The sequence below is a fragment of the Bradyrhizobium sp. USDA 4011 genome (assembly GCF_054063415.1).
Map to the genome: position 1 here is coordinate 3,348,035 of NZ_JBSSGG010000001.1, position 25,746 is coordinate 3,373,780.

General features: G+C 65.6%; 22 protein-coding genes. 9 read left to right on the top strand and 13 right to left on the bottom strand.

The features are described 5' to 3' along the window. The first annotated feature begins 2 nt into the window (after positions 1-2). Positions 3-3,866, top strand: coding sequence for a methionine synthase (metH, locus tag ACVW1C_RS15685; RefSeq protein ID WP_456759190.1), 3,864 nt, complete (start codon positions 3-5; stop codon positions 3,864-3,866). 224 nt (positions 3,867-4,090) lie between these two features. Continuing rightward, the gene (maiA, locus tag ACVW1C_RS15690; protein ID WP_456759191.1) at positions 4,091-4,750 is read left to right on the top strand and encodes a maleylacetoacetate isomerase; all 660 of its coding nucleotides are present in this window, start codon (positions 4,091-4,093) and stop codon (positions 4,748-4,750) included. Positions 4,751-4,904: 154 nt separating this feature from the next. On the opposite strand, the gene ACVW1C_RS15695 is transcribed toward maiA, so the two are convergent. The 3 genes from ACVW1C_RS15695 to ACVW1C_RS15705 form a co-directional block, all read right to left on the bottom strand. Beyond that, on the bottom strand, positions 4,905-5,963 hold the full coding sequence (locus ACVW1C_RS15695; protein WP_456759192.1) for a Cj0069 family protein: 1,059 nt from the start codon (positions 5,961-5,963) through the stop codon (positions 4,905-4,907). A gap of 157 nt (positions 5,964-6,120) precedes the next feature. Beyond that, a complete protein-coding gene (locus tag ACVW1C_RS15700) occupies positions 6,121-7,206 on the bottom strand; it encodes a nickel/cobalt efflux transporter (RefSeq protein ID WP_456759193.1) in 1,086 nt (361 codons plus the stop codon). Between the two features lie 5 nt (positions 7,207-7,211). Then, on the bottom strand, positions 7,212-7,490 hold the full coding sequence (locus ACVW1C_RS15705; RefSeq protein ID WP_194461113.1) for a metal/formaldehyde-sensitive transcriptional repressor: 279 nt from the start codon (positions 7,488-7,490) through the stop codon (positions 7,212-7,214). A gap of 244 nt (positions 7,491-7,734) precedes the next feature. Between ACVW1C_RS15705 and ACVW1C_RS15710 the strand changes: the two genes are divergently transcribed. Further along, positions 7,735-8,451: a dihydrofolate reductase family protein gene (locus ACVW1C_RS15710; protein WP_456759194.1), complete on the top strand. Its 717-nt coding sequence runs from the start codon at positions 7,735-7,737 to the stop codon at positions 8,449-8,451. 5 nt (positions 8,452-8,456) lie between these two features. Here the strand turns inward: ACVW1C_RS15710 and ACVW1C_RS15715 are convergent, their stop codons facing one another. Further along, positions 8,457-9,185: a TetR/AcrR family transcriptional regulator gene (locus tag ACVW1C_RS15715; protein ID WP_456759195.1), complete on the bottom strand. Its 729-nt coding sequence runs from the start codon at positions 9,183-9,185 to the stop codon at positions 8,457-8,459. Between the two features lie 204 nt (positions 9,186-9,389). Between ACVW1C_RS15715 and ACVW1C_RS15720 the strand changes: the two genes are divergently transcribed. Further along, a complete protein-coding gene (locus ACVW1C_RS15720; RefSeq protein ID WP_456759196.1) occupies positions 9,390-10,667 on the top strand; it encodes an HlyD family secretion protein in 1,278 nt (425 codons plus the stop codon). Beyond that, positions 10,667-12,271 carry a DHA2 family efflux MFS transporter permease subunit gene (locus ACVW1C_RS15725; RefSeq protein WP_456759197.1) on the top strand — a complete coding sequence of 535 codons (1,605 nt, stop codon included), beginning with the start codon at positions 10,667-10,669 and terminating at the stop codon, positions 12,269-12,271. The genes ACVW1C_RS15720 and ACVW1C_RS15725 overlap by 1 nt, the downstream gene beginning before the upstream one ends. Before the next feature lie 79 nt (positions 12,272-12,350). On the opposite strand, the gene ACVW1C_RS15730 is transcribed toward ACVW1C_RS15725, so the two are convergent. Then, positions 12,351-13,250, bottom strand: coding sequence for a LysR family transcriptional regulator (locus ACVW1C_RS15730; RefSeq protein WP_456759198.1), 900 nt, complete (start codon positions 13,248-13,250; stop codon positions 12,351-12,353). Between the two features lie 80 nt (positions 13,251-13,330). Here ACVW1C_RS15730 and ACVW1C_RS15735 point away from each other — a divergent pair, with 80 nt between their 5' ends. Genes ACVW1C_RS15735 through ACVW1C_RS15750 form a run of 4 tightly spaced genes read left to right on the top strand, consistent with a single transcriptional unit; the run spans position 13,331 to position 18,913 of the window. Beyond that, on the top strand, positions 13,331-13,927 hold the full coding sequence (locus tag ACVW1C_RS15735) for a hypothetical protein (protein ID WP_456759199.1): 597 nt from the start codon (positions 13,331-13,333) through the stop codon (positions 13,925-13,927). Beyond that, the gene (locus tag ACVW1C_RS15740; RefSeq protein WP_456759200.1) at positions 13,924-15,120 is read left to right on the top strand and encodes an efflux RND transporter periplasmic adaptor subunit; all 1,197 of its coding nucleotides are present in this window, start codon (positions 13,924-13,926) and stop codon (positions 15,118-15,120) included. The genes ACVW1C_RS15735 and ACVW1C_RS15740 overlap by 4 nt, the downstream gene beginning before the upstream one ends. Beyond that, entirely contained in the window at positions 15,117-18,236 is a 3,120-nt protein-coding gene (locus ACVW1C_RS15745) for an efflux RND transporter permease subunit (protein WP_456759201.1), read from the top strand. The genes ACVW1C_RS15740 and ACVW1C_RS15745 overlap by 4 nt, the downstream gene beginning before the upstream one ends. Before the next feature lie 59 nt (positions 18,237-18,295). Then, a complete protein-coding gene (locus ACVW1C_RS15750; RefSeq protein WP_456759202.1) occupies positions 18,296-18,913 on the top strand; it encodes a hypothetical protein in 618 nt (205 codons plus the stop codon). Between the two features lie 95 nt (positions 18,914-19,008). On the opposite strand, the gene ACVW1C_RS15755 is transcribed toward ACVW1C_RS15750, so the two are convergent. From ACVW1C_RS15755 to coxB, 8 genes are all read right to left on the bottom strand, one after another. Continuing rightward, positions 19,009-19,827, bottom strand: coding sequence for an SURF1 family protein (locus ACVW1C_RS15755; protein WP_456759203.1), 819 nt, complete (start codon positions 19,825-19,827; stop codon positions 19,009-19,011). Continuing rightward, positions 19,824-20,210, bottom strand: coding sequence for a DUF983 domain-containing protein (locus ACVW1C_RS15760; protein WP_456759204.1), 387 nt, complete (start codon positions 20,208-20,210; stop codon positions 19,824-19,826). Before ACVW1C_RS15760 ends, ACVW1C_RS15755 begins: the two co-directional genes overlap by 4 nt. Before the next feature lie 62 nt (positions 20,211-20,272). Continuing rightward, entirely contained in the window at positions 20,273-21,169 is an 897-nt protein-coding gene (locus tag ACVW1C_RS15765) for a cytochrome c oxidase subunit 3 (protein WP_456759205.1), read from the bottom strand. A 55-nt stretch (positions 21,170-21,224) separates the two neighbouring features. Further along, positions 21,225-21,863: a cytochrome c oxidase assembly protein gene (locus tag ACVW1C_RS15770; protein ID WP_456763093.1), complete on the bottom strand. Its 639-nt coding sequence runs from the start codon at positions 21,861-21,863 to the stop codon at positions 21,225-21,227. Between the two features lie 5 nt (positions 21,864-21,868). Next, positions 21,869-22,033 (bottom strand): CoxF protein, encoded by a 165-nt coding sequence (locus ACVW1C_RS15775; protein ID WP_176528844.1) that lies wholly within the window; start codon positions 22,031-22,033, stop codon positions 21,869-21,871. A 38-nt stretch (positions 22,034-22,071) separates the two neighbouring features. Then, positions 22,072-23,010: a heme o synthase gene (locus ACVW1C_RS15780; RefSeq protein WP_456759206.1), complete on the bottom strand. Its 939-nt coding sequence runs from the start codon at positions 23,008-23,010 to the stop codon at positions 22,072-22,074. Positions 23,011-23,072: 62 nt separating this feature from the next. After that, on the bottom strand, positions 23,073-24,689 hold the full coding sequence (gene ctaD, locus ACVW1C_RS15785) for a cytochrome c oxidase subunit I (protein ID WP_456759207.1): 1,617 nt from the start codon (positions 24,687-24,689) through the stop codon (positions 23,073-23,075). Positions 24,690-24,815: 126 nt separating this feature from the next. Then, positions 24,816-25,655, bottom strand: a complete 840-nt coding sequence (coxB, locus tag ACVW1C_RS15790; protein ID WP_456759208.1) for a cytochrome c oxidase subunit II — start codon at positions 25,653-25,655, stop codon at positions 24,816-24,818. Between the last annotated feature and the right edge of the window lie 91 nt (positions 25,656-25,746).

Consider the following 25,746-nt stretch of genomic DNA (forward strand, 5'->3'; position numbering starts at 1 on the left):
TCATGTCCGTACCGATTTCCCCCAAGCGTAACGCTTTGCTCGCGGCTGCCCGCGAGCGCATCCTGGTGCTCGACGGCGCCATGGGCACGATGATCCAGGGCTTGCAGTTCGACGAAGCCGCCTTCCGCGGCGAACGCTTCAAGGACTTCCACCGCGACATCAAGGGCAACAACGATCTGCTGATCCTGACCCAGCCCGAGGCGATCACCGACATCCACGCCGCCTACCTGCGTGCCGGCGCCGACATCGTCGCGACCAACACCTTCTCCTCGACCTCGATCGCGCAGGCCGACTACGACATGTCGGATCTCGCCTATGAGCTGAACCTGCAGGGCGCCCGGCTGGCGCGCGCCGCAGCCGAACGGGTGAGCGCCGAGGACGGCAAGCAGCGCTTCGTCGCCGGCGCGCTCGGCCCAACCAACCGCACCGCCTCGATCTCGCCCGACGTCTCCAATCCCGGCTATCGCGCGGTGACCTTCGACGATCTGCGCAAGGCCTATGGCGAACAGGCCAAGGGCCTGCTCGACGGTGGCGCCGACCTGCTGCTGGTCGAGACCATCTTCGACACGCTGAACGCCAAGGCGGCGCTGTATGCGATCGCCGAGCTCATCGAGGAGCGCGGCATCGACGTCCCCGTGATGATTTCCGGCACCATCACCGACAAGTCCGGCCGGCTGCTCTCCGGGCAGCTGCCGGAGGCGTTCTGGCATTCGGTGCGGCATGCCAAGCCGATCACGATCGGCTTCAACTGCGCACTCGGCGCCGAGGACCTGCGCGCGCACATCGCCGGTATCGGCCGCGTCGCCGACACACTGGTCTGCGCCTACCCCAACGCCGGCCTACCCAACGAGTTCGGCCAGTATGACGAGACGCCGGACTACATGGCCCGGCTGATTGGCGAGTTCGCCGCCGCCGGCCTCGTCAACATCGTCGGCGGCTGCTGCGGCACCACGCCCGATCATATCGCGGCGATCGCCAGGGCCGTCGCCCCACACAAGCCGCGCGTCGTGCCCGAGATCGAACCGCGGCTCAAGCTCTCCGGCCTCGAGCCGTTCACGCTGACCGACGCGATCCCGTTCGTGAACGTCGGCGAGCGCACCAACGTCACCGGTTCGGCGCGCTTCCGCAAGCTGATCACGGCGGGCGACTACACCGCCGCGCTTCAGGTGGCGCGCGACCAGGTCGAGAACGGCGCCCAGGTCATCGACGTCAACATGGACGAGGGCCTCCTCGACTCCGAAGCGGCGATGGTGACGTTCCTCAACCTCGTCGCCGCCGAGCCCGACATCGCGCGGGTGCCCGTGATGGTCGACTCCTCGAAATTCCACGTCATCGAGGCCGGCCTGAAATGCATCCAGGGCAAGCCGATCGTGAACTCGATCTCGATGAAGGAAGGCGAGGAGAAATTCCTGCACGAGGCGACGGTCGCCAAGCGTCACGGCGCCGCCGTGGTGGTGATGGCGTTCGACGAGACCGGGCAGGCCGACACGTTCGCGCGCAAGACCGAGATCTGCAAGCGCGCCTACGACCTTCTGGTCAATCGGCTCGACTTCCCGCCCGAGGACATCATCTTCGATCCGAACATCTTCGCGATCGCGACCGGCCTCGAGGAGCACAACAATTACGGCGTCGACTTCATCGAGGCGACGCGCTGGATCCGCCAGAACCTGCCCGGCGCCCACATCTCCGGCGGCGTCTCCAACCTGTCGTTCTCGTTCCGCGGCAACGAGCCGGTGCGCGAGGCGATGCACTCGGTGTTCCTGTATCACGCCATCCATGCCGGCATGGACATGGGCATCGTCAATGCCGGACAGATGATCGTCTATGACGACATCGACCCCGAGCTGCGCCAGACCTGCGAGGACGTGATCCTCAACCGCGACCCGGGCGCTTCCGAGCGGCTCTTGGCGCTTGCCGAGAAATTCCGCGGCAAGGAGAAGCAGACCAAGGAGCAGGATCTCGCCTGGCGCGAATGGCCGGTCGAGAAGCGGCTGTCCCACGCGCTGGTGCACGGCATCACCGAGTTCATCGAAGAAGATACCGAAGCCGCCCGCCAGAACGCGTCTCGTCCGCTCGACGTCATCGAGGGGCCGCTGATGGCCGGCATGAACGTGGTCGGCGACCTATTCGGCGACGGCAAGATGTTCCTGCCGCAGGTCGTGAAGTCGGCTCGCGTGATGAAGCAGGCGGTCGCCTACCTGATGCCGTTCATGGAGGAGGAGAAGGCGCGCAACCTCGCCAATGGCATCACCGGCGGCTGCAATGCCGCGGGCAAGATCGTGCTCGCGACGGTGAAGGGCGACGTCCACGACATCGGCAAGAACATCGTCGGCATCGTGCTCCAGTGCAACAATTTCGAGGTGATCGACCTCGGCGTCATGGTGCCCGCCAACAAGATCATCGAGACCGCGAAGGCCGAGGGCGCCGACATCATCGGCCTGTCCGGCCTGATCACGCCCTCGCTCGACGAGATGAGCTTCCTCGCCGGCGAGCTGGAACGGCAGGGCATGAACGTGCCGCTGCTGATCGGCGGCGCCACCACGAGCCGCGTGCATACCGCCGTCAAGATCGACCCGAACTATCCGGGCGGCCCGGTCGTGCACGTCAATGACGCGAGCCGCGCCGTCGGCGTCGCCTCATCGCTGCTGTCGGCCGAGAAGAAGCAGGCCTATGCCGCCGAGGTGCGCGCCGAATACGCCAAGATCTCGACGGCGCATTTCCGCGCCCAGGCCGACAAGAAGCGGCTGAAGCTCAACGACGCCCGCGCCAACAAGGTCGCGATCGACTTCGCGGCGGCGCCGCCGAAGAAGCCGACGTTCTTCGGGCTGAAGAGCTTCGATGCCTACGATCTCGCGGAGCTGGCCGACTACATCGACTGGACGCCGTTCTTCCAGACCTGGGAGCTGACCGGCCGCTTCCCCGCGATCCTCGACGACCCCAAGGTCGGCGAGGTCGCCCGCTCGCTCTATGCCGACGCACGCAAGATGCTGGACACGATCATCCAGGAAAAGTGGTTCACTGCGCGGGCCACCATCGGCTTCTGGCCGGCGAATGCCGTCGGCGACGACATCGAGGTCTATGCCGACGAGAGCCGCGCCAAGAAGATCGCGACCTTCCATACGCTGCGCCAGCAGCTGGAGAAGCGCGAGGGCCGCTTCAACGCCGCGCTGTCCGACTTCGTCGCGCCAAAGGAGACCGGCGTGCCCGACTATATCGGCGGCTTCGTCGTCACCGCGGGGATCGGCGAGGATGCGGTCGCCGACCGCTTCAAGAACGCCAATGACGACTACTCCTCGATCCTGTGCAAGGCACTGGCCGATCGCCTGGCGGAAGCCTTTGCCGAGCGCATGCACCAGCGCGTGCGCAAGGAGTTCTGGGCCTATGCGCCCGGCGAGACGTTCTCGGCGGACGAATTGATCCTCGAGAAGTATGACGGCATCCGCCCCGCGCCCGGCTATCCGGCGCAGCCCGACCACACCGAGAAGCGGACGCTGTTCGCGCTGCTCGATGCCGAGAACACGTCCGGCGTGAAGCTGACCGAGAGCTATGCGATGTGGCCGGGTTCGTCGGTTTCGGGCCTGTATTTCTCGCATCCCGAAAGCTTCTATTTCGGCGTCGGCAAGATCGAGCGCGACCAGGTCGAGGACTATGCCGCACGCAAGGCCATGACGGTCGCCGAGGTCGAGCGCTGGCTGGCGCCGGTGTTGAACTACATCCCATCGCAGGACGGCTCCAAGGGCCAGGCGATCGCGCCCGCCGCGACGCCCGCCAACGACGAGGAGTCTCGGGAACTGGCCTCGCATCCGCAGGGCTGCACCTGCGCGGTGCACTTGGCCTGGCGGAAGAAAAAGGTGGGTGCGGGGTAGCTCCACCCGCCGCTTCACCTCGCCCCGCTCTTGCGGGGAGAGGTGGAAGCCGAAGGCTTCGGGTGAGGGGTGCCTCCGTATGGCGGTTTCCCTTGTTGTCCGGTGAGGATTTCCGAGTCGGAGAGGTCTATAGTGCGGCACGATCGTGCCATGCCCCTTACCCGGCGCTGCGCGCCGACCTCTCCCCGCAAAAGGGCGCGGCGAGGTGAACATCGGACCTCCCCATGCAATTTTTCTCCTTCTGGCGATCGCTGGCGAGCTTTCGGGTGCGGATCTCGCTCAATCTCAAGGGCGTGCCGGCGGACGTCGTGTTCGTCGACATCGATGCGGACGCGCATCGCACTGATGCCTATCGCAAGATCAATCCGCAGATGGCGCTGCCGGCGCTGGTGACCGACGATGGTACGGTGCTGTTCCAGTCGCTCGCGATCATCGACTATCTCGACGAGACCTATCCGAGCCCGCCGCTGCTGCCGCCCGATGCGCCCGGCCGCGCCCGGGTGCGCGGGCTGGCGCTGATCGTCGCCTGCGAGGGCCATCCGCTGCTGACGCCACGGGTGCGCCGCTATCTCGACCGCGAGCTCGATCTGCGCGACAGCCAGCAGAACGCGTGGCGGCGGCACTGGACGGTCGAGACGCTGGCGGCGCTCGAGGGCCACCTCGCCGGCCACAAGGCCACCGGCCGGTTCTGTCACGGCGATGCGCCGACCCTCGCCGATATCTGCCTGGTCGGCCATGTCACCGCGGCGATCAACCAGCAGATCAGCCTGTCGCCCTGGCCGACCGTGAAGCGCATCCACGACACCGCGATGGCGCTGCCGGCGTTCGCCAAGGCGCATCCCTCCGCGCAGCCGGATACGCCCGAGGCAATTCGGGCGAAGTAGCGCGCGAACGAAAGCGCTGCGAAGCAGAGGCGCAAACGTGTGCACGATCCTCTCTCCACCGTCGTCCCTGCGAAAGCAGGGAACCCATAACCACAGGGCATTCTCGTTGAAGCGAGCTGTGGCTCCAGCGTTGTGCAACGATGACCATCGGTGGTTATGGATCCCGGGTCGCGCTGCGCTTGCCCGGGACGACAGCGAATTTCTGGCTCGCTCGTGAATCATACGTTCGCGTTCCCGCGACACGAATAGTCCGAGCTTTCTCGCCCCGACCGTAGAGGAAGTCCGCATCCCAGATCACCGGCAACGACGCTTCATCGATCGCCAGCGCCGCCATCAACCCCGGAATCCATTCGTCCTCCATCAGCCGCCGCAGCGTCTGGAATTGTGCGGCATCAGGACCATGCATGATGCGCGGTCCGGGTTGAGCTTCCGGTGAATCCGGACCTTGCGGCGGCGGCGGGATCAAGGCCTTGATCAGCTGGTGTCCGAAGCCCGCGACCTTCGCTCCGCTGACATAGCAACGGATCATGCCCTCGGGCAGCCGCGGCTGGAATGCCTGATCGATGATGCAGCCGCCCCAACCGAAATACGGCTCGCAGCGTGCCAAGAAAGCGTCCAGCGGCAGCTCCTCGGGCCGGCTGCCGCGCAGTGCGTGAAGCACGCGGACGGTGGCGTCGGCATTCGGCAAACCTTCCACCTTCAAGGCTTCCACCTTCCAGACGCCCTGCCCGCCATTGCCACGGTTCTGCTTGAGCACGCGCGGCCCGGCCGCGCGAAGGCGCGACGGAAATTCAGCGCGGAAGGCGTCCGCGGTGCCGTATCGGTGCGTGTCGGCGCCCCAGCCCAGATGACGCGTCCGGAAGAGCACGTCCTTGACGCCCATCTTGAGGATGACATCGGGATGTGCGCTGACCCACGGACGTTTCATCGCGACCTCGCGCAGCAGCGGATCGAGCGCCGCGCGGGTCTTGCCCTGATGGATCGGATCGACCCAGACGAGAACGCCGTCCGCGGTCAGCAATTGGTCGCGGACGAGATCGGCGACGGCCTCGTCATAGACGACGGGAAAAGCGTCGATGCCGGAAGCCGCGAGGGCTTCGAAGACGCGAACGAAACGGCTGTTTTGTGGGGTCGCCTCGTGCCGCGATGCGGCGTCGCCACGCCACAGGATGGCGATTTTGGAACGACGGGATGTGTGCTGATCGGTGTCCATAACAAGCTCCACGACGTGAGTGTCGCGCAGAGCTTGGACCGAAGTCTCACGGGGAGTCTGCCTTGCCCCCGTAGGGCCAAGTCTAGACGACTTCGCGCAGGTTTCAAGACGGACGTGGGATCAGGCCATGATCCCACGATCATACCAAGATCGGGGATCAGGCCGTGATCCCGTGCAACCCCAGCCAGCCCGTGTAGAGGCCGACCAAAACGATCAGCGCGGCCGACACGTAGGGGGCGCGTCCGGCAAATCGGCTGAAGCCAGCCCAATGACGCTCGACATGACGCAGACTGAGCGCCGCCGCGACACCGACCGAGACCATGGTGATCGCAAGCCCGATGCCGAAGCAGAGCACCAGCACGAAGCCGAGGCTGAACTGCTTGAGCTGAAGGCAGAGCAGCAACACGGTGATCGCCGCCGGACACGGAATGAGCCCGCCGGTCAGGCCGAACAGAATGATCTGCCACGTCGCGACGGTCCGTCCGGCAAAGCGCTTGCGGATGTCGGCAGCGTGCGCGCGCGCATGCGCATCGTCCGCGTCGCCGAGGTCCATATGCGCATGGTCATGCTCCTCGAACAGGACTTCCGCACTGTCCCCGTACACCGACACGCGCGCCTTGAAGGCATGGGGCTCCGGAATTTCATCGATGCTTTCCAGATAGCCGTCCCGCGCGGCGAAGCGAAACTGCTGCTCGCTGCCGTCAGGACGGATCGTCACGACGTCGACTTCGCCGGGTGCCGGAAGCGCCCCGGCCTCGCTTCGCAACCGCCAGCGCGGCGGCACGCCGTCCTCGAAGACCTCGAGCGACAGCGATTGTCCGGCCAGGGTCAATTGGCGCGCATCGTCGTGATGATGGTGATCATGGTCATGATCGTGGTGATGATCGTGTTCCCAATTCTGCTCGCGCCAGGTGCGCCGGGCCATCCAGGCGGCGATCGAAATGATGATCGCCGCCGAGACCAGTTGCAGCCAGGCCTCGCTGCGTTCGCCTGACCATTGCTGGCCGAAATGCAGCCCCGCCAGCGCGATGATCCAGACGATGGCCGTGTGCGAGATCGTCGCCGACAGGCCGAGCAGAACCGCCTGCACCACGGTGCCGCGGATGGCGATGATGAAGGCCGCCATCATCGTCTTGGAGTGGCCGGGCTCGAGACCGTGCAGCGCGCCGAGCAGGATCGCACTGGGGATGAACGGCCATGCATGCGCGCTGCTCTGCTGGAGCAGCTGGGACAGATCGGTCATGTGCTTCACTTCAAATAGGTACGAACGACATCGATCAGGTCCGCCGCGCCCTGCGCTCTCTCGGGATCCTTCTCCCGGGCAGGGTCCACCACGTGATGGCGGATGTGGTCCTCGAGCAGTTCCGCGGTGAGACCGTTGATGGCGCCGCGAACCGAGGCCACCAGCATCAGCACGTCGGCACAGCCGATCTCGGACTCCAGCGCCCGCTCGACGGCCTCGAGCTGACCCTTGATGCGGCGGACCCGGCCGACGAGCTTGGACTTGTGCTTGATCGTGTGCGACATGATTATAATATAGGGGGGTACCCTATATGGGTCAATGCATTCGTTGCGCGGCGGGACGCGGGGACACGTCCTGCTCCGTTGACGCGTGGCGATAATTAGACCCGATCTCACGCGCTTTGGCTGGACAAGCGAAGTTGAAACATCACTGCGTTATCGGCGTTGAGAACCCGGTTGCGACTCTCTAGATCAGGACCTGCTCCACCTGCCTCTGCGGCGCTGCCATACCCACCGAAGAGTTGAGCTTATGCGACCCCACATCATCTGCCACATGGGCACGTCGATCGACGGCCGGCTGCATCCCAGCCGCTTCACCAAGCCAGCCGCCGGCATCCCGGCCGACGTGCTGCGCTCCCACTATGAAAGGATCCATGACGGCTTTGATGCCGATGGCTGGGTCATCGGCCGCGTGACCATGAACGAGATGGCCAAGGGAACCGAGCGGCCCATAGCCAACCCGCCGAGGCTGCCGCGCGAGCCGCATTTCGGCAACCGCGACGGCCTCAAGCTCGCTGTTGGCATCGATCCGTCGGGCCGCGTGCATTTCGGCAAGGACAATGTCGGCGGCGATCACGCCGTTGCGGTGCTCGGCGAGCAAGTCTCTGACAGCCATCTCGCCGAGCTGCGCGAGGACGGCGCGTCCTACATCTTTGCCGGCCCGAAGGGCGACGATCTGGCGAGCGCGATGGCGCAGCTCGCTTCACTGTTCGGCGCCAGGACGCTGCTGCTCGAAGGCGGCGGCGGAATCAACGGCGCGTTCCTGAAGCATGGGCTGATCGACGAGTTCAGCACATTGATCCATCCGGCGGTCGACGGCGTCGCCGGATCGCAGTGCATCGTCGACTATCACGGCCCGAACGGCGATCGTCCCGGCGCCGGACAATCGCTGCGGCTCACCCACTGCGAGACGCTGGAAGGCGGCATGGTCTGGCTGCGTCACGCGGTCGAGCGCGCACCGGGCTGAGTCGCCTACTGCTGCGGACTCTCGCGCCAGCCGCTCCGGCACGCGGCGACGAAGAACGCAACACCACGCGCCACATGGGCGTCGATCTCCGGGTCGAGCGCTTTCAGGTCGACTTCGTACAGAGCCCGCATCAGCATCGGCACCGCGATGATGTCGAGGAACAGGCGCGCCGTGATCGGCAGCTGCTCCGGCGCGAAGGCCGGCAGCTTGCCGAGCTCGTCGGATTGCGTCAGGTCGCGCAGCAGATGAACGCCGAGTTCGGTGGCGAGCGCGCGCGCCCTGCGGTTGACGGTGGCGGCGAGATCCGGGAAGCGATGCGCCTCCGCGATCGCAAGCCGCATCAGGCCGATCCGGTCGGCGTCGAGGCACCAATGCAGCAGGGTCGAGGCGACGCTGGTGAGGCGCTCCTCCACCGTCGCGCCGAGCGGCGCGTCCGCCTTGAACTCCGCGATGCGTGACAGGATGTCCCGCGTCACCACCTCGGTGAACAGTGCCCGCTTGTCGCGGAAGCGCACATAGATCGTGCGCTTGCCGGAGCGCGCGACTTCTGCAATCTCGTCGATGCTGGCGCCTTCGAATCCGCGCTCAAGGAACACCTTGCGTGCGGCATCAAGGATGCGCGCATCGACCTCCCCGGCCAGTTCCTTTGGCGGCCGGCCGGCGCGCACCTCGATCCGCCCGGTCGCCTTCCCGGTCTTGGGCGCCCGCGGCATCTTCAGGGTACTGGTGGTCATCAGTCTTCCCCGGGTTCCATGGGCCGGTCCGGCCGGCAATATCAAGCAATATAACCCTATCACATCTAGTTGTAAATAGAACGGTACAGTTCCGTTCCTATTGACGCTGCGCTGCCGCGAGACTATTTGCCGCACAGAACGGAACGGTACCGTTCCCTTTTGCGAAGGCCTTGCAGACCTCGCCCGACAGCAGGAGCAGCCATCATGTTCGAAGACACTGTTTTGGAGCGCGACCAAGGAGGGCACGAGAGCATCGAGGGTTCGCCCTCGGTGCCGGCCGGACACGAACCCAACGTCACGTCCGAGCGGCCGGAGGTGACCGCGCGAGCTCCGGCGCAGGGGCGCCCCGCAAACAAGGAGCCCGCCCCGCCCGAAACGGTCCCCCCGGAAGTCGCCCCTCAGAGGCGCGGCTTCCTGCGCCGCCGTCCGGTCATCTCCGCGATCGGCGCCGTGCTGCTCGCCGCCACGCTCGGCGGCGGCTATCTTTACATGGATTACGCCGGGCATTTCGAATCCACCGACGACGCCTTCATCGCGGCGCGGCAGTTCGCGCTCGCGCCAAAAGTCTCCGGCTACATCACCGCGGTTCCGGTCACCGACAACCAGCACATCGCCGCCGGCGGCGTGATCGCGCGCATCGACGACCGCGACTATCGCATCGCGCTGGCGCAGGCCGAGGCGCAGGTCGCGGCGGCGCAGGCCAGCATCCAGAATGTCGATGCCCAGCTCGACGTGCAGCAGGCGCAGATATCAGCCAACCAGGCCCAGGTCGACCAGGCCCAGGCGGCGCTGACCTTCGCCCAGCAGCAGGCGACGCGCTACCAGCATCTGGAGCAGACCGGCTACGGCACCGTGCAGAATTCCGAGCAGTACACCTCGCAACTGCATCAGCAGCAGGCGTCGCTGTTGAGCGCGCAGGCGACGCTCAACCTCGCGCAGCGCCAGGTGGAGTCGCTGAAGGCGCAGCGCAAGAGCGCGGTCGCGAACCTCGCCCAGGCCGAGGCGCAGCGCGACCAGGCCAAGCTCAACCTGTCCTACACCACGGTCACCGCCGCGCAGCCGGGCCGCATCGTCAATCTGTCGGCCGCGGTCGGCCAGTTCGCGCAGGCCGGCACCAACCTCACGATGTTCGTGCCCGACCAGACCTGGGTTACCGCGAACTTCAAGGAGATCCAGCTCGACAAGATGCGCCCCGGCGAGAAGGTGACGCTGAAGATCGACGCCTATCCCGGCCGCACGATCAAGGGCCACGTCGAGAGCGTGCAGCCTGGATCGGGCACCGCGTTCTCGCTGCTGCCGGCGCAGAACGCCACCGGCAACTACGTCAAGATCGTGCAGCGCGTGCCGGTCAAGATCGTGATGGACAACCCGCCGACCGACGTCGCGCTCGGCCCGGGCATGTCTGTCGTCCCGACGGTGCGGATCAATCCGGCGCCGTCACTGCTCGAGCGTCTTGAGAAGTTGAATTTTGGGAGGCTGTAATGAGCGCGGCCGCAATCGACGCCAAAGGCATCCCGGCTCCGAGCGTTGCCGTCAATCCCTGGCTGATCGCGATCGTGGTTGCGCTCGCGAGCTTCATGGAGGTGCTCGACACCACCATCGCCAACGTCGCGCTGCCCTACATCGCAGGCGGCATGGGCGTGAGCGAGGACGAGGCCTCCTGGGTGGTCACGACCTACCTGGTGTCCAACGCCATCATCCTGACCGCCTCCGGCTTTCTCGCAAGAATGCTGGGCCGCAAGACCTTCTTCCTGATCTGCCTCGGCATCTTCACGGTGAGTTCGGTGCTGTGCGGCTTCGCGCCCAATCTGAACGCACTGCTGCTGTTCCGCATCCTGCAGGGTCTCGGCGGCGGCGGCATGGTGCCGGTGGCGCAGTCGATCCTCGCCGACGCCTTCCCGCCGGCCAAGCGCGGCCAGGCGTTTGCGGTGTTCGGCATCGCCGTGGTGGTGGCGCCGGTGGTCGGGCCGACGCTCGGCGGCTGGCTGTCCGACAATCTGTCCTGGCACTGGTGCTTCCTGATCAACGCCCCGGTCGGCGTGTTCGCGATCGCGCTGATCGCAGCGGTGCTGCAAGAGCCTGCGAAGGCCAAGGGAGCGCAGAAGGCCGCACAGCCGCAGAACAACAGCTTCGATTTCATCGGCTTCGCGCTGGTTGCGACCTTCCTCGGCGCGCTCGAGGTGACGCTCGACCGCGGCCTCGAGGACGACTGGTTCTCTTCGCCCTTCATCATCACCTTTGCGGCGATCAGCGCCCTGGCGTTCGTCTTGATGATCCCGTGGGAGATGACCCGCCGCAATCCGATGATCGACCTGCGCATGGTCGCGACCCGGCAGTTCGGCGCCTGCTTCCTGGTGATGCTGGCGACCGGCGCCATCCTGCTTGCGACCACCCAATTCCTGCCGCAGCTGGTGCAACAGGATTTCGGCTACACCGCGACCTGGGCCGGCCTCGTGCTCTCGCCCGGCGGCGTGGTCACCATGGTGATGATGTTCGCGGTCGGCCGGCTCGCCGCCAAGGTGCAGCCGAAATATCTGATCGTCGCCGGCGCGCTTGTGATCGCCGCCTCGATGTACAGCATGACCAACGTCTACGGCGATCTCGGCTTCTGGTTCATGGCGCGCTCGCGCATGCTGATCGGCGTCGGCCTGCCTCTGATCTTCGTGCCGATCATGGCGGCGTCCTATGACGGCATTCCGCCCGACAAGACCGACCAGGCCTCCGCGCTGATCAACGCGGCGCGCAACACCGGCGGCTCGATCGGCGTCTCGATCGTCTCCAACGTGCTGACGCATCGCCAGCAATTCCACCAGAGCAGGCTGGTCGAGCAGGTGACGCCGTCGAGCCCGCAATATCAGGACACGCTGCACCAGGTCACCGACTTCTTCGTCGCCCAGGGCAATTCACTGGCGCAGGCGCATCAGCAGGCGATCCAGTGGATCGGGCAGCAGGTGCAGACCCAGGCCTCGTTCCTGTCCTACATGGATGCGTTCTGGGTCCTGATGCTGATCGCGCTCTCGGCGATTCCGCTGGCGCTGACCTTGCGCAAGGTCAAGCTCGGCGGCCCCGCGCCGGTCGGCCATTGACGAGTGCAGAGGCCAGCTACGATACGCCCGCGCCAAGGATCGGCGCGGGCGTATTGATTGAGCATCCTCTCGGCGCAGTTCAAATGCCGCGCGTGGCCGCAACGATCGTATCCCGCAGCCAGCGGTGCGCCGGCAGATCGTCGAAGCGACGGTGCCAGCTCATGACGCTCTGCAACTTCGATGCATCGAACGGCAGCTCCCGCATCTCGATCGGATAGGCGCGGCGGAATTCGAGCGCGAGCTTGCGCCCGAGGATCGCAACCATGTTCGATTGCACCAGGACCGCGCCGGCAGACAGATACGGCACATCGGAAGCAATGATGCGGCTCGCCTTGCGTGCCCGCAGCCAGGCGTCGATGAAATCCAGATCTTCGCCGCTGGAGGTGATCGCAAGGTGCGGCAGCTCGACCAGCGTCTCGCCGGTCAGCTTCTTGCGCAACGCCGGATGACCGGCCCTCAGCACCGCGACGAAGCGGTCCTCGATCAACCGGCAGGAGGCGAAGCGCTCGCCCTCCATCGCGCGGGCGGAGATCGCGAGATCGAGCTCGCCGCGATCGAGCCTGTCGGGGAGATTGAGCGTCCCGCTCGGCACCAGCGTCAGTCGCACCCTGGGCGCCTGCGCGCGCACCGCCGCGATGATCGAGCCGGCGGCGACCACCGCGGCATAATTGTTGACGGCAATGGTGAAGCGCCGTTCCGCCTGCGCCGGATCGAAACGATCACCTTCGACCGCGAGTTGCAGCTCGCTGAGCGCCTTGCGGACTGGCAGCGCGAGCGCTTCCGCCCGCGGCGTCGGCAGCATGCCGGCCGGCGTGCGGACGAACAGCCTGTCCTTCAGCGCATGACGGAGCCGGTTCAGTGCATGGCTCACGGCGGGCTGGCTGATGGCAAGCGCGCCAGCCGCGCGCACCACGCTGCGCTCGCGCATGACGGCGTCGAACACCAGCAGCAGATTGAGATCCAGATTGCGCATCCGCATGCCGTCATCATGCACGATGTGAATTAGCAGATAAAGACAATTCATTTGTATAATATAGCGTCAAGGCCCAGCTTCCGTGCATGTCCGGAAGCCCGCACAGCGCAATCGCAGCCCGGCCCCGTCGCGCCACCGCGCGCGTGCTGGTCGGCGTCCTGGTCGCCCCCGATGCCGCGTCGCTCGCCATGCCTGAAACCTTCGCGCGCTGGCGCCGGCTGACGCCGCTTGCGACGTGGCTGCCGATCGAGCTCCGCGAAACGGGCCATGCCGGCATCCTGAGCGGCGTCGCGGACGCGCTCAATCGCGTCGGCATGACCCCGCGGCAGCTGATCCTGCTGGGCGAAGGACCCGTCGCACGGCGCATGCTCGAACTGACGCTGCGGCACGAGCTGCCCTGCGGCGGCATTGTCGCGATCGACGTCGCCTCCGACCCACTGCCGTTTCACATCGTGCCGACGGTGACCGCGATCCGGCTCGTCGTTCACCGCCACGACGATGCGCCGCAAGGCAGCCTGATCGGCGCGTTGCGCGCCGCCGATCTCGACGCACGCATCATCCACGTCGATTTGACCGCCGGCCGTGGAACGGAAGCGGCCGCAGCGAGCGCAACTGAAACCTTCGTCCTGGAGCTGGTCGCAACCATCGGCCGCCGGACAACCGATGGAGCTGGTGACCCATGATATCGAAGACCTTCAAGATCGCGTGCGCGGGCCTGGTGGCCGCCGCCGCAATCGGCGCCGGCGTCTATGCCGCGCGGCCGGACGGCGCAGCGGACAAGACCCCGGCAGCGGCCCAGTCGAAGACGATCACGCCCACGGTTCCGGTGACGGCCGCGAAGGTGCTGCAGCATGACGTGCCGATTGTGCTCGAAGGACTGGGCACCGTGACGCCGATCAATACGGCCACCATACGCACCCAGGTGCAGGGTACGCTCGACAGCGTCGATTTCGTCGAGGGCAAGCAGGTGAAGCGCGGCGACGTGCTCGCCAGGATCGACCCGCGGGTCTACGAGGCCCAGGTTGACCAGGCCGAAGCCGCGCTGGCGCGCGACGAGGCGAGCCTGAAGAACGCCAAGACCAATCTGGCGCGAACCCAGCCGCTCGCCAATCGCGGCTTTGCAACCCAGCAACTGCTCGACACTCAGGATTCGCAGGTCACGCAGGGCGAAGGCACCGTCGCGCTCGACAAGGCTGCGCTGGAAGCCGCGCAAACCCAGCTGAGCTTCGCCACGATCACCGCGCCGTTCGACGGCGTCACCGGCATCCGCCGCATCGATCCCGGCAACATCGTGCACCCGACCGACACCAACGGGCTCGTGGTTCTCACCCAGTTGCAACCGATCGCGGTGATCTTCACGCTGCCGTCCGGCGAGATCCCCGGCGTGCGGCAGGCGCTGGTGTCCGGAGACGCCTCGGTCGACGTCTATGATGCACAGAACAAGCAAAAGCTCGACCACGGCAGCCTGATGCTGATCAACAACCAGGTCGACAGCTCGAGCGGCACGGTGCAGCTGAAGGCATCCTTTCCCAATGCCGGCAACACGCTGTGGCCCGGCACCTTCGTCAACGTCCATCTGACGATCGCGGTTCGTCACGACGCGCTCACCGTGCCGCTGACGGCGGTGCGCCAGGGACCGGACGGCAGCTTCGCCTATGTGGTCGGCTCGAACAATGTCGTGAGCATCCGCAATGTCACCACCGGCCAATCGCGCGACGGACAGGTCCTGATCGAGCAGGGCCTCGCCGCGAACGAGACCGTCGTCACGGCGGGTCAGTACCGGCTCAATCCGGGGACGACGGTCGAGATCGTGCCCGAAGACAAGAAAGACCAGGTCCGGAACGCAACCACCGCAAGCGCAGGCATGCTGCCATGAACATCTCCGCAGGTTTTATCCGCAAGCCCGTCGCCACCGCCTTTCTGGCCATCGCCATCGTGCTGGTCGGCATGATCGCCTTCGTGCGGCTGCCGGTCTCGGCGCTGCCGACCGTGGATACCCCGACCGTCCAGGTCACCGCGCAATTGCCCGGCGCCGATCCGCAGACCATGGCCTCCTCGGTCGCGACGCCGCTGGAGCGGCAATTCGGGCAGATCGCCGGCCTCACCGGCATGAGCTCGAGCAGCGGGCTCGGCAACACCCAGATCACGCTGCAATTCGCGCTGAACCGCAGCGTCGATGCGGCCGCGCAGGACGTGCAGACCGCGATCGATGCGGCATCGGGGCAATTGCCCAAGACCATGCCGTCGCCGCCGACCTTCCACAAGGTCAACCCGGCCGACGTGCCGGTGCTGCTGATCGCGCTGATGTCGGACACCGAGCCGCTGACCAAGGTCGACGACTATGCCGACAGCATTCTGGCGCAGAAATTGTCGCAGGTGCCGGGCGTTTCGCTCGTCACCATCGGCGGCATGCAAAAGCCCTCGATCCGGGTGCAGGTCAATCCGGCCAAGCTCGCCGCCGCGGGGCTCGATCTCGAGCAATTGCGCAGCACGCTCGGCAACATCACCGTGAACCAGCCCAAGGGCGTGCTTTACGGCAGTCAGCAGGCCTACACGCTCGCCACCAACGACCAGGTGCTGGTCGCGAGCAAGTATGACGACCTGATCATCGCCTATCGCAACGGCGCACCGGTCCGCTTGCGCGATATCGGGCATGCCGTGGTGGCGGCCGAGGACATCACGCTGCATGGCTGGTACAACGACAAGCCCGCCGTCATCCTCGCGATCCAGCGTCAGCCCGGCGCCAACGTGATCAGCACGGTGGACGGCATCAAGAAGCTGCTGCCGCAGCTAGTGTCGAGCCTGCCGTCCGACATCAAAGTCCAGATCGCCTCCGACCGCACCCAGACCATCCGCGCCAGCGTCGCCGACGTTCAGCTCACTCTGGTGCTGACCATTGCACTGGTGGTCGGCGTGATCTTCCTGTTCCTGCGCAATCTGTGGGCGACCATCATCCCCGCGGTCTCGGTTCCGATCTCGCTGATCGGCACCTTCGGCGTGATGTATCTGCTCAACTACAGCCTCGACAATTTGTCGCTGATGGGCCTGTCGATCGCGGTCGGCTTCGTCGTCGACGATGCCATCGTGATGATCGAGAACATCTCGCGGCATATCGAGGAAGGCCTCTCTCCAATGCAGGCCGCGCTGAAGGGCGCCGGCGAGATCGGCTTCACCATTATCTCGATCTCGGTCTCGCTGATCGCGGTGTTCATTCCGCTGCTGCTGATGGGTGGCGTGATCGGCCGCATGTTCCAGGAGTTCGCCGTCACGGTGTGCGTTGCCATCGTGGTGTCGGTGATCGTCTCGGTGACCCTGACGCCGATGATGTGCGCCTATCTGCTGTCGCCGCACCAGGGCGCCAATGCCGGAGCGGTGTCGCGCGCCCTGGAACGCGGCTTTGTTGCGATCCAGGCGGCCTACGAGGCCGTGCTTGCCACGGCGTTGCGCTACAAGGCGACGACCCTGTCGGTCATGCTGGCGAGCGTCGTCCTGACCGGCCTGCTGTTCGTGGGCATCCCCAAGGGCTTCTTTCCTCAACAAGACACCGGCATGATCACCGGCATCACCGAGGCCTCGGCGGACATCTCGCCGGCGCAGATGGCGACGCTGCAACGAAGCGTCATCGACGTCATCGCCAAGAACCCCTCGGTCGCCAATGCGACCGGCTATATCGGACCGGGCGGCCCGACCGTGACCGAGAACAACGGCCGCCTGTTCGTGCTGTTGAAGCCGCGAAACGAGCGCAATGCTTCCGCCGATCAGGTGATCCGGCAGCTCGACACCGCGCTGCAGAAGATCAAGGGGATGTCGGTGTTCATGCAGGCGACGCAGGACATCAATCTCGCCAGCCGCCTCTCCAAGACGCAGTATCAGTTCACCCTCACCGACGTGAACCAGGACGAGCTCAATCTGTGGGCCGGCAAGCTGTATCAGAAGCTGAAGACGTTGCCGGAACTGGCCGACGTCGCCACCGACCAGGCCAACGCCGCGCGTCAGCTCAAGCTGCAGATCGACCGCGACGCGGCCTCCCGCCTCGGGATCGATCCGGCCGCGGTGGACAACACGCTCTATGATTCATTCGGCCAGCGTCACGTCGCCCAGCTGTTCACGACACTCAACACCTACTACGTGATCCTCGAGGTCGATCCGTCGTTCCAGCTCGGCCCCTATGCGCTCAACCGCATCTACGTCCGCTCGTCCGCGGGGACGATGGTGCCCCTGAGCCAGATCGCGAGCATCGATTACGGCACCGCGCCGCTCTCAGTGAACCACCAGAGCCAATTTCCGTCGGTCACGCTGAGCTTCAACCTGGCGCCGGGCACGGCGGTGGGGACCGCGGTCGCGGCAGTCCAGAAGGCGACCGCCGACCTGCACGTGCCTTCGACCGTGGTCACCAGCTTCCAGGGCAACGCTCAGGCGTTCCAGGCCGCGCTCGCGTCGACGCCGATCCTGATCCTCGCCGCGGTGGTCGCGGTCTATCTGATCCTCGGCATGCTCTATGAGAGCACGATCCATCCGATCACGATCCTCTCGACCCTGCCGTCCGCCGGGCTCGGCGCCCTGCTCGCGCTGTGGGCCTTCGGCTTCGGGCTCGACGTGATCGGGCTGGTCGGCATCATCCTGCTGATCGGCATCGTGCAGAAGAACGGCATCATGCTGATCGATTTCGCGCTGGAGGCCGAACGCCACCAGCATCTCCCTGCCGAGCAATCGGTCTACATGGCCTGCAAGGCGCGCTTCCGCCCGATCCTGATGACGACGATGTGCGCGATGCTCGGCGGCGTTCCCTTGATGATCGGCACCGGCACCGGATCGGAGCTGCGCCAGCCGCTCGGCTTTGCCATCGTCGGCGGGCTGATCGTCTCGCAGCTGATGACGCTGTTCACGACGCCGGTCGTCTACATCTATCTCGATGGCTTGACCCATTGGATCAACCGAATGCGCAGCAGCCGTTCGGATGAGCCAGCGGCACATCCGACATTGTCGACCTGAACGTTGCCGCGGAGACGCGCATGAAGATGCGTCATATAGAGATACGAGGGACGAGCGGAGTGCGCGAGGCCGCATTGCGGTTCTGGGCGATCAGGACCTTTGCGGCAGTGCTGGGCGAACTCGGCGGCCATGGCGTCGCGGGCAAGGGCAGCCACGTCCTGGCCGCGGCCGGCGTGGTGTCGATCGGGGTCCTGTATGCGCGCGACCGTGGCGGTCGGATCGCCTTCTGGCCGGTGCTGGTCGGCGTCCTGGTCGTCAGTGCGGCATTGGCCCATATGGCGGACCGGTCGCTCGGGATCGGCGATCTTGTCGCCTCCGTTCAGCTGGCGGCGCTGTTCGCGCTCGCCCTGATCGTCTGGGCTCGGGTGGCGGGAACTACGGGATTCCTCGCCGTCGGCTCGGTCCGCGACCAGGCTCCGTTCTGGATCGTCGCGATGCTGGCGCAGGCATTCGCCAGCTCGTTGGCCGACTGGGTGGCGGACCCCGGCCAGACCGGCTCGTCCATTGTGTTGCTGGCCGTCGCAATCGGCCTGCCGGCGGTCGCCGCTGCCGGATGGGCGCGGATCGCGCGTCCCGCGCTGTTCTGGACCGCGTTCGTGCTGACCGGGATTCTCGGCGCGCTATGGGGCGACATGCTGATCCGCTTGATCGGAGCCGGCCAGGCGCTCTCCACCTGACGCGCGATGAGATCGGGTCGAAGCCTCATCGCGCTTCTGCTTCGCCATGGCTGGGCAGCCCCGCGCGGCGCGCCGCCGCAATCGCCGCGCGTCTCTCAGACCGCCCGGCGGCGTTGGCCGCGCCACCACAGGCCGAAGGCGACCGTGACCGCGGCGGCCAGCGAGAACCAGGTGATGGCGTACTGCATGTGGTCGTCCTTGAGCCGCACCTTGAGCGGTCCGGGCTTCGGCGTGCCGCTGTCGGGCACCGGCGCCTCGAGGTCGATATAGAACGGCGCGACCTGTCCCCAGCCGAGCGTCTGCGCCATCGCGCGATGATCGCGCACGAACCACAGCCGCTTCGCAGAATCTTCCTTTGGCATCAGCCGGCCCGGCGGCTCGGGAAAGCGGATGTAGCCGGTCAACTCGACCGGCGCGCCGGTGACGAGGCGGCCGGCGACGCGATCCTCGAAGGCGCGGTCCTGCATCGTGTTCTGGACAAAGCCGGTGTTGATCACGACGGTCTCGCCGCTGGCGAGCTTGGCCGGCAGGAATGCCCAGGTGCCGGGTCCCGCGACATCGTCGCGCACCGCCGAGCCTGAGCTGAAGACCATCGCGTCCGGCTGTTTGGCGTAGGTTGCGGTCAGTGTGACGCGGCGGAATTCATCCTTGGCCGAGGTCACTGCAGGCCACGCCGATGGCGGCGGCAGCGCCTCGGTCGGGGCGGCCAGCCGCGCGTCGAGCGCGGCGATCAGCGCATGCTTCTCCACCCGGCGCTGCAATTGCCAGACGCCGAGGGCGATGAACACCGCGATCAGGATCAGCGTGAAAATGCCGAAGCCGGCCGCACTCGGCCGGTGAGAGCCTTTTGACGCGTTTTCCTGGCGCGGACCGGTGCCCACGTCGCTGGAAAACGCTTTCGTCGTATCATTCATTTCGGGTCGCGCTCGATCAATTGGCCTTCGGCGGCCTTGTGGTGGAATTGCAGCGCGATCAGAAGCGCCTTCATTGAACGCAGCGGCAGGATCGTGGTCACCACGATCAACGGCAGCCACAGCGCGGCATGCACCCAGAACGGCGGCTGGTACTTCACCTCGACGATCAGCGCCGCCGCGACCACGATGGCGCCGGCCAGCATGATGATGAAGACCGCCGGCCCGTCACCGGCATCGATGAAGGCGAAGTCGAGGCCGCAGGCCTGGCAGCGCGGCGCCAGAGTCAGGAAGCCGGAATAGAGCTTGCCCTTGCCGCAGCGCGGGCAGCGGCAGGCGATACCGCGCAGCGCGCTTTCGGTCACAGTGGGCGGGGTATCCATCATCGGTTCTCTTCAAAAGCAAAGGGGCGGCCATCAGGCCGCCCCTTCTTAGCACGTCAGTGAGGTTAGTGTGCGCCGTGCGCCATCGACTCGGCGCCGTGGCCCCAGACGTAGATGCAGATGAACAGGAACAGCCAGACCACGTCGACGAAGTGCCAGTACCAGGCGGCGAACTCGAAGCCGAGGTGCTGCTTCGGCGTGAAGTGGCCGGCATAGGCACGGATCAGGCAGACCAAGAGGAAGATGGTGCCGACCAGCACGTGGAAGCCGTGGAACCCGGTCGCCATGAAGAAGGTCGAGCCGTAGACGTTGCCGCCGAACGAGAACGTCGCATGGGCGTACTCATAGGCCTGCACGCAGGTGAAGCACGCGCCGAGGATCACCGTGAGGATCAGGCCCTGCTTGAGGCCCTGGCGGTCGTTCTCCAGCAGCGCATGGTGCGCCCAGGTGACGGTCGTGCCCGAGGTCAGCAGCAGCAGCGTGTTGAGCAGGGGCAGATGCCAGGGGTCGAAGGTCTCGATGCCATGCGGCGGCCAGGTGCCGGGAACCGAGCAGGCGCCCATCGCCGTGCCGGGGCCGCAGCCGAACACCGCATCGCGGGTGGCGTGCACCGCATCGGCCGGGAACAGCGCCGAATTGAAGAACGCCCAGAACCAGGCGACGAAGAACATCACTTCGGAGGCGATGAACAGGATCATGCCGTAGCGATGGCTGATCTGCACCACGCGGGTGTGGTCGCCCTTGTACTGGGCTTCCTTGATTACGTCGCCCCACCAGCTTGCCATGGTGTAGAGCACGCCGATGGTGCCGACGCCGAACACGATCGGGGCGGCGGAGAACATGTGGTGCATCCAGCCGATCGCACCGAGCGCCATGATGAAGGCCGAGACCGAGCCGACCACCGGCCACGGGCTCGGGTCGACGAGATGATAGTCGTGATGCTTGACTTGCGCCTCAGCCATTGCCGTCTCTCCATTCGCGTGCCGCAAGGCACGTCTTAATCTTAGAATTCCAGAACTAGCCGCCCTTGCGCTGCTCCGCCTCGCCCGCAGCCACGGGCTTCGGCGCGGCATCGCGCACGGGGAAGAAGGTGTAGGATAAAGTGATGGTCTTCAGCGTGTCGTTCTCGCTGTCCTTGGCCAGCGCGGGATCGACATAGAACACCACGGCCATCTCGCGCTTTTCGCCCGGCGCCATGGTCTGTTCGGTGAAGCAGAAGCAGTTGATCTTCTGGAAATAGGCGCCGACCGTCAGCGGCGCGACGTTGTAGGCGGCTTGTCCCGTCGTGGTGCGCGCCGACTGGTTGGTCACGGTGTAATAGACCGTGACGACCTGGCCGATCTTGACGTCGATCGTGTTCTGCTCGGCCTCGAACTTCCAGGGCAGGCCCGGCGCGACGTTGGAATCGAAGCTGACCGAAATGGTGCGCGCAAGCGGCGCATCCGTCGGCACCGAGGTCGCGACCTGGGTGGTGCCGTTGAAGCCAGTGGTACGGCAGAACCAGTTGTAGAACGGCACGGCCGCGTAGGACGCGCCGACCATCAGCACCACGACGAAGCCGCAGATCGACGCGACCATGGCGTCGCGCGTCAGCATGCGGCGCGCGACCTTGGCGCCCTCGCCTTGCGGAGCCTGCGGTGCGCCCTGGTTTGCCATCTCACTCACAGCGGCCGCACCAGCACGGCCGGCCCCTTGACCAGGGTGACGGCGAAGAACAGCACGACCATGACGCCGAGCGCGAGCGCAATGGCGATCGAGCGCTGGCGACGGCTCTTGAGCTGCGCCTCGGTTAGGACGATTCCTTCTGGTTCGCGTTTCTCGTCCATTGGTATCCCATGCGCCCCCATCTTTGCCCCCGGCGACCCTACCCGATGAAGACAGGCAGGACCGCGCGGACGACCACCTCGGCGAGGAGGACGGCAAACAGCGCGAACAGATAGAGGATCGAGAAGGCGAACAGCCGGCGCGTGGCGCGGTTGGCGGCGGTGCCCTCACGGCGGCGATAGACCTCGACGGCGAGCCACAGCATGCCGGCACCCAGCGCCAGCGAGGTGACGCCGTAGATCGCGTCGAAATAGCCGAGCGGCCACGGCGCCAGCGCGATTGCGACCAGCACGATGGTGTAGAGCAGGATCTGCAGCCGGGTCGCGTCGGGACCGGCGACCACCGGCAGCATCGGGATGCCGGCGCGCGCATAATCGTCGCTGCGGAACAGCGCCAGCGCCCAGAAGTGCGGCGGGGTCCAGAAGAAGATGATCAGGAACAGCAGGATCGGCTCGACCGAGAGCGACCCGGTCGCGGCCGCCCATGCCACCACCGGCGGCAGCGCGCCGGCAGCGCCGCCGATCACGATGTTCTGTGCGGTCCAGCGCTTCAGCAACATCGTGTAGATCACGGCATAGAAGAAAATGGTGAAGGCCAGCAGCACGCCCGCCACCCAGTTGACCAGGATGCCGAGCGTCATCACCGAGAAGAAGGCGAGCGTCAGGCCGAAGGCGGCCGCCTCGGCCGAGGTGATGCGGCCGCGCGGGATCGGCCGGTTGGCGGTCCGCGTCATCAGGGCGTCGACGTCGCCCTCATAGGCCATGTTGAGCGCGCCGGACGCGCCGGCGCCGACCGCGATGCAGAGGATCGAGGTGAACGCCAGCACCGGATGGACGTGCACCGGCGCGATCATCAGCCCGACCAGCGCGGTGAAGATCACCAGCGACATCACGCGCGGCTTCAGCAGCGCGATGTAGTCGCCCACTTCGGCCTCGGAAATCCGGGGCAGTTCGATGGCGTTGTGATCGACAACGGACAAGATCAGGTCTCACTTCTCTCAAATGGCGCGGCGCACCCCGGGTGCGCCGCGTGGTCTTGGACTTACTGCACGCGGGGCAGCACCTCGAACTGGTGGAACGGCGGCGGCGAGGTCAGCGTCCACTCCAGCGTGGTGGCACCGGCCCCCCACGGATTGTTCGCGGCCTGCTCCTTGCGGACGAAGGCATCGATCACGCCGTAGATGAAGATCAGGACGCCGACGCCCGAGATGTAGGAGCCCCAGGAGGAGATCAGGTTCCAGCCGGCGAACGCATCCGGATAGTCGACGTAGCGGCGCGGCATGCCCGACAGGCCGAGGAAGTGTTGCGGGAAGAACACCAGGTTGACGCCGACGAAGGTGAACCAGAAATGCGCCTTGGCGATCTTCTCCGAGTACATGTAGCCGAACATCTTCGGGAACCAGTAGTACCAGCCGGCGAAGATGCCGAACACGGCGCCGAGCGACAGCACGTAGTGGAAGTGCGCCACCACGTAGTAGGTGTCCTGCAGCACGCGGTCGACGCCGGCATTGGCCAGCACGACGCCGGTGACGCCGCCGACGGTGAACAGGAAGATGAAGCCGATCGCCCAGATCATCGGCGCCTTGAACTCGATCGAGCCGCCCCACATCGTGGCGATCCAGGAGAAGATCTTCACGCCGGTCGGCACCGCGATCACCATCGTGGCGGCGACGAAATAGGCCTGCGTCGCCGACGACATGCCGACGGTGTACATGTGGTGCGCCCACACCACGAAGCCGATGCCGCCGATCGCGACCATGGCGTAAGCCATGCCGAGATAACCGAACACGGGCTTGCGCGAGAACGTGGAGACGATCTGGCTGATCATGCCGAAGGCGGGCAGGATCAGGATGTACACTTCGGGGTGGCCGAAGAACCAGAACAGATGCTGGAACAGCACGGGATCGCCGCCGCCGTCAGCCGCAAAGAAGGTGGTGCCGAAATTGCGGTCGGTCAGCAGCATGGTGATCGCACCAGCGAGCACCGGCAGCGACAACAGCAGCAGGAACACGGTCACCAGGATCGACCACACGAACAGCGGCATCTTGTGCAGGGTCATGCCCGGCGCGCGCATGTTGAAGATCGTGGTGATGAAGTTGATGGCGCCGAGGATCGACGACGCACCGGCAAGATGCAGCGACAGGATCGCGAAGTCGACCGCAGGTCCCGGATGGCCCGAGGTCGACAGCGGCGCGTACATGGTCCAGCCCGCGCCGACGCCATTGGCGCCCGGCTCACCCTCGACGAAGGTGGACAGCAGGAGCAGCGCGAACGAGGCCGGCAGCAGCCAGAACGAGATGTTGTTCATGCGCGGGAACGCCATGTCCGGCGCGCCGATCATCAGCGGCACCATCCAGTTGCCGAACCCGCCGATCATCGCCGGCATGACCATGAAGAAGATCATGATCAGACCGTGCGAGGTCACGAACACGTTATAGGTGTGCGTTTCATGGAATATCTGGACGCCCGGGTACATCAACTCGGCACGGATCGCGATCGACATCGCAGCACCGATGATGCCCGCGATCACCGCAAAGATAAGGTACATCGTACCGATATCCTTGTGGTTGGTTGAGTAGAGATAGCGCCGCCATCCGGTCGGATGGTGGACGTGATCATCATGGGCGTGATCGTCGTGTGTCGCTGCGCCTGTCGCCATGTTCAAAATCCTGCCTTGCAGTCCCTCTTGGACCTTGCGGTCCCATCGCCCTTATTCCATCCGCACCGCAAGCCTTGGGGTCTTAAGCCTTGGGGCCTAAAGCCTTGGGGCCTTAACCCTAGGGGCTTACTGCGCCGCCTGACCAGCCGAGGCGTAGGAATTCGCCGGGTTGGTCGCAAACTTCTTCTTCGCCCCTTCAACCCAGGTCGCGAACTCCTGGTCGCTGACGACCCGCACCGCGATCGGCATGAAGGCGTGGTCCTTGCCGCACAGTTCCGAGCACTGGCCATAGAACACGCCGGTCTTGGTGGCCTTGAACCAGGTCTCATTGAGGCGGCCGGGGATCGAGTCGATCTTGATGCCGAAGGACGGCACCGCGAAGGAGTGGATCACATCGGCGCCGGTGGTCTGAACCCGCACCACCTTGTTGACCGGAACGACCATCTCGTTGTCGACACCGAGCAGACGAGGCTGCTTGTCCTTGTCGAGCAGCGAATCGAACTCGAACTTGCCGTTATCCGGGTAGGCGTAGGACCAGTACCACTGCTTGCCGGTGACCTTCACCGTAAGGTCCGGCTTCGGCACGTCGAGCTCCAGGAACAGCAGGCGGAACGACGGCACCGCGATGCCGACCAGGATCAGGACCGGGATCAGCGTCCAGGCCACCTCGATCAGCGTGTTGTGGGTGGTCCTGGAGGGGACCGGATTGGCCCGGGCGTTGAACTTCACCACCACGATGACGAGCAGCGCCAGCACGAACAGCGTGATCACGGTAATGATCGCGAGCAACAGATTGTGGAAGGTGATGATGTTCTCCATCACCGGGGTCGCCGCCTCCTGCAGCGAGTGCTCCCACGGTGCTGGCTGCCCCATTTCGGCGAAGGCCGATCCCGCGCCAACCGACGCCACACCCGCTACCGCCAACCCCAGCAATTGCCTGCCCAACCGGCCAATCGACATCTTCATGCCGTTCGCGCTCCCTTGCATTATTCCCCAACGCACCCCCGGCACGTGACCGAAGATACAGCACGATCCGCCCTGACAAATGGCCTTCCGG

Excerpts from the sequence above, each read along its gene's own strand:
- ACVW1C_RS15705 (WP_194461113.1), bottom strand. The coding sequence starts at position 7,490 with ATGTCGCACACGATCAAGCACAAGTCCAAGCTCGTCGGCCGGGTCCGC.
- ACVW1C_RS15730 (WP_456759198.1), bottom strand. The coding sequence starts at position 13,250 with ATGCGGATGCGCAATCTGGATCTCAATCTGCTGCTGGTGTTCGACGCC.
- ACVW1C_RS15765 (WP_456759205.1), bottom strand. The coding sequence starts at position 21,169 with ATGGCTGAGGCGCAAGTCAAGCATCACGACTATCATCTCGTCGACCCG.
- metH (WP_456759190.1), top strand. The coding sequence starts at position 3 with ATGTCCGTACCGATTTCCCCCAAGCGTAACGCTTTGCTCGCGGCTGCC.
- ACVW1C_RS15760 (WP_456759204.1), bottom strand. The coding sequence starts at position 20,210 with ATGATGGATACCCCGCCCACTGTGACCGAAAGCGCGCTGCGCGGTATC.
- ACVW1C_RS15710 (WP_456759194.1), top strand. The coding sequence starts at position 7,735 with ATGCGACCCCACATCATCTGCCACATGGGCACGTCGATCGACGGCCGG.
- ACVW1C_RS15720 (WP_456759196.1), top strand. The coding sequence starts at position 9,390 with ATGTTCGAAGACACTGTTTTGGAGCGCGACCAAGGAGGGCACGAGAGC.
- ctaD (WP_456759207.1), bottom strand. The coding sequence starts at position 24,689 with ATGGCGACAGGCGCAGCGACACACGACGATCACGCCCATGATGATCAC.
- ACVW1C_RS15725 (WP_456759197.1), top strand. The coding sequence starts at position 10,667 with ATGAGCGCGGCCGCAATCGACGCCAAAGGCATCCCGGCTCCGAGCGTT.
- ACVW1C_RS15695 (WP_456759192.1), bottom strand. The coding sequence starts at position 5,963 with ATGGACACCGATCAGCACACATCCCGTCGTTCCAAAATCGCCATCCTG.
- ACVW1C_RS15740 (WP_456759200.1), top strand. The coding sequence starts at position 13,924 with ATGATATCGAAGACCTTCAAGATCGCGTGCGCGGGCCTGGTGGCCGCC.
- coxB (WP_456759208.1), bottom strand. The coding sequence starts at position 25,655 with ATGAAGATGTCGATTGGCCGGTTGGGCAGGCAATTGCTGGGGTTGGCG.
- ACVW1C_RS15775 (WP_176528844.1), bottom strand. The coding sequence starts at position 22,033 with ATGGACGAGAAACGCGAACCAGAAGGAATCGTCCTAACCGAGGCGCAG.
- ACVW1C_RS15755 (WP_456759203.1), bottom strand. The coding sequence starts at position 19,827 with ATGAATGATACGACGAAAGCGTTTTCCAGCGACGTGGGCACCGGTCCG.
- maiA (WP_456759191.1), top strand. The coding sequence starts at position 4,091 with ATGCAATTTTTCTCCTTCTGGCGATCGCTGGCGAGCTTTCGGGTGCGG.
- ACVW1C_RS15700 (WP_456759193.1), bottom strand. The coding sequence starts at position 7,206 with ATGACCGATCTGTCCCAGCTGCTCCAGCAGAGCAGCGCGCATGCATGG.
- ACVW1C_RS15770 (WP_456763093.1), bottom strand. The coding sequence starts at position 21,863 with ATGGCAAACCAGGGCGCACCGCAGGCTCCGCAAGGCGAGGGCGCCAAG.
- ACVW1C_RS15735 (WP_456759199.1), top strand. The coding sequence starts at position 13,331 with ATGTCCGGAAGCCCGCACAGCGCAATCGCAGCCCGGCCCCGTCGCGCC.
- ACVW1C_RS15745 (WP_456759201.1), top strand. The coding sequence starts at position 15,117 with ATGAACATCTCCGCAGGTTTTATCCGCAAGCCCGTCGCCACCGCCTTT.
- ACVW1C_RS15715 (WP_456759195.1), bottom strand. The coding sequence starts at position 9,185 with ATGACCACCAGTACCCTGAAGATGCCGCGGGCGCCCAAGACCGGGAAG.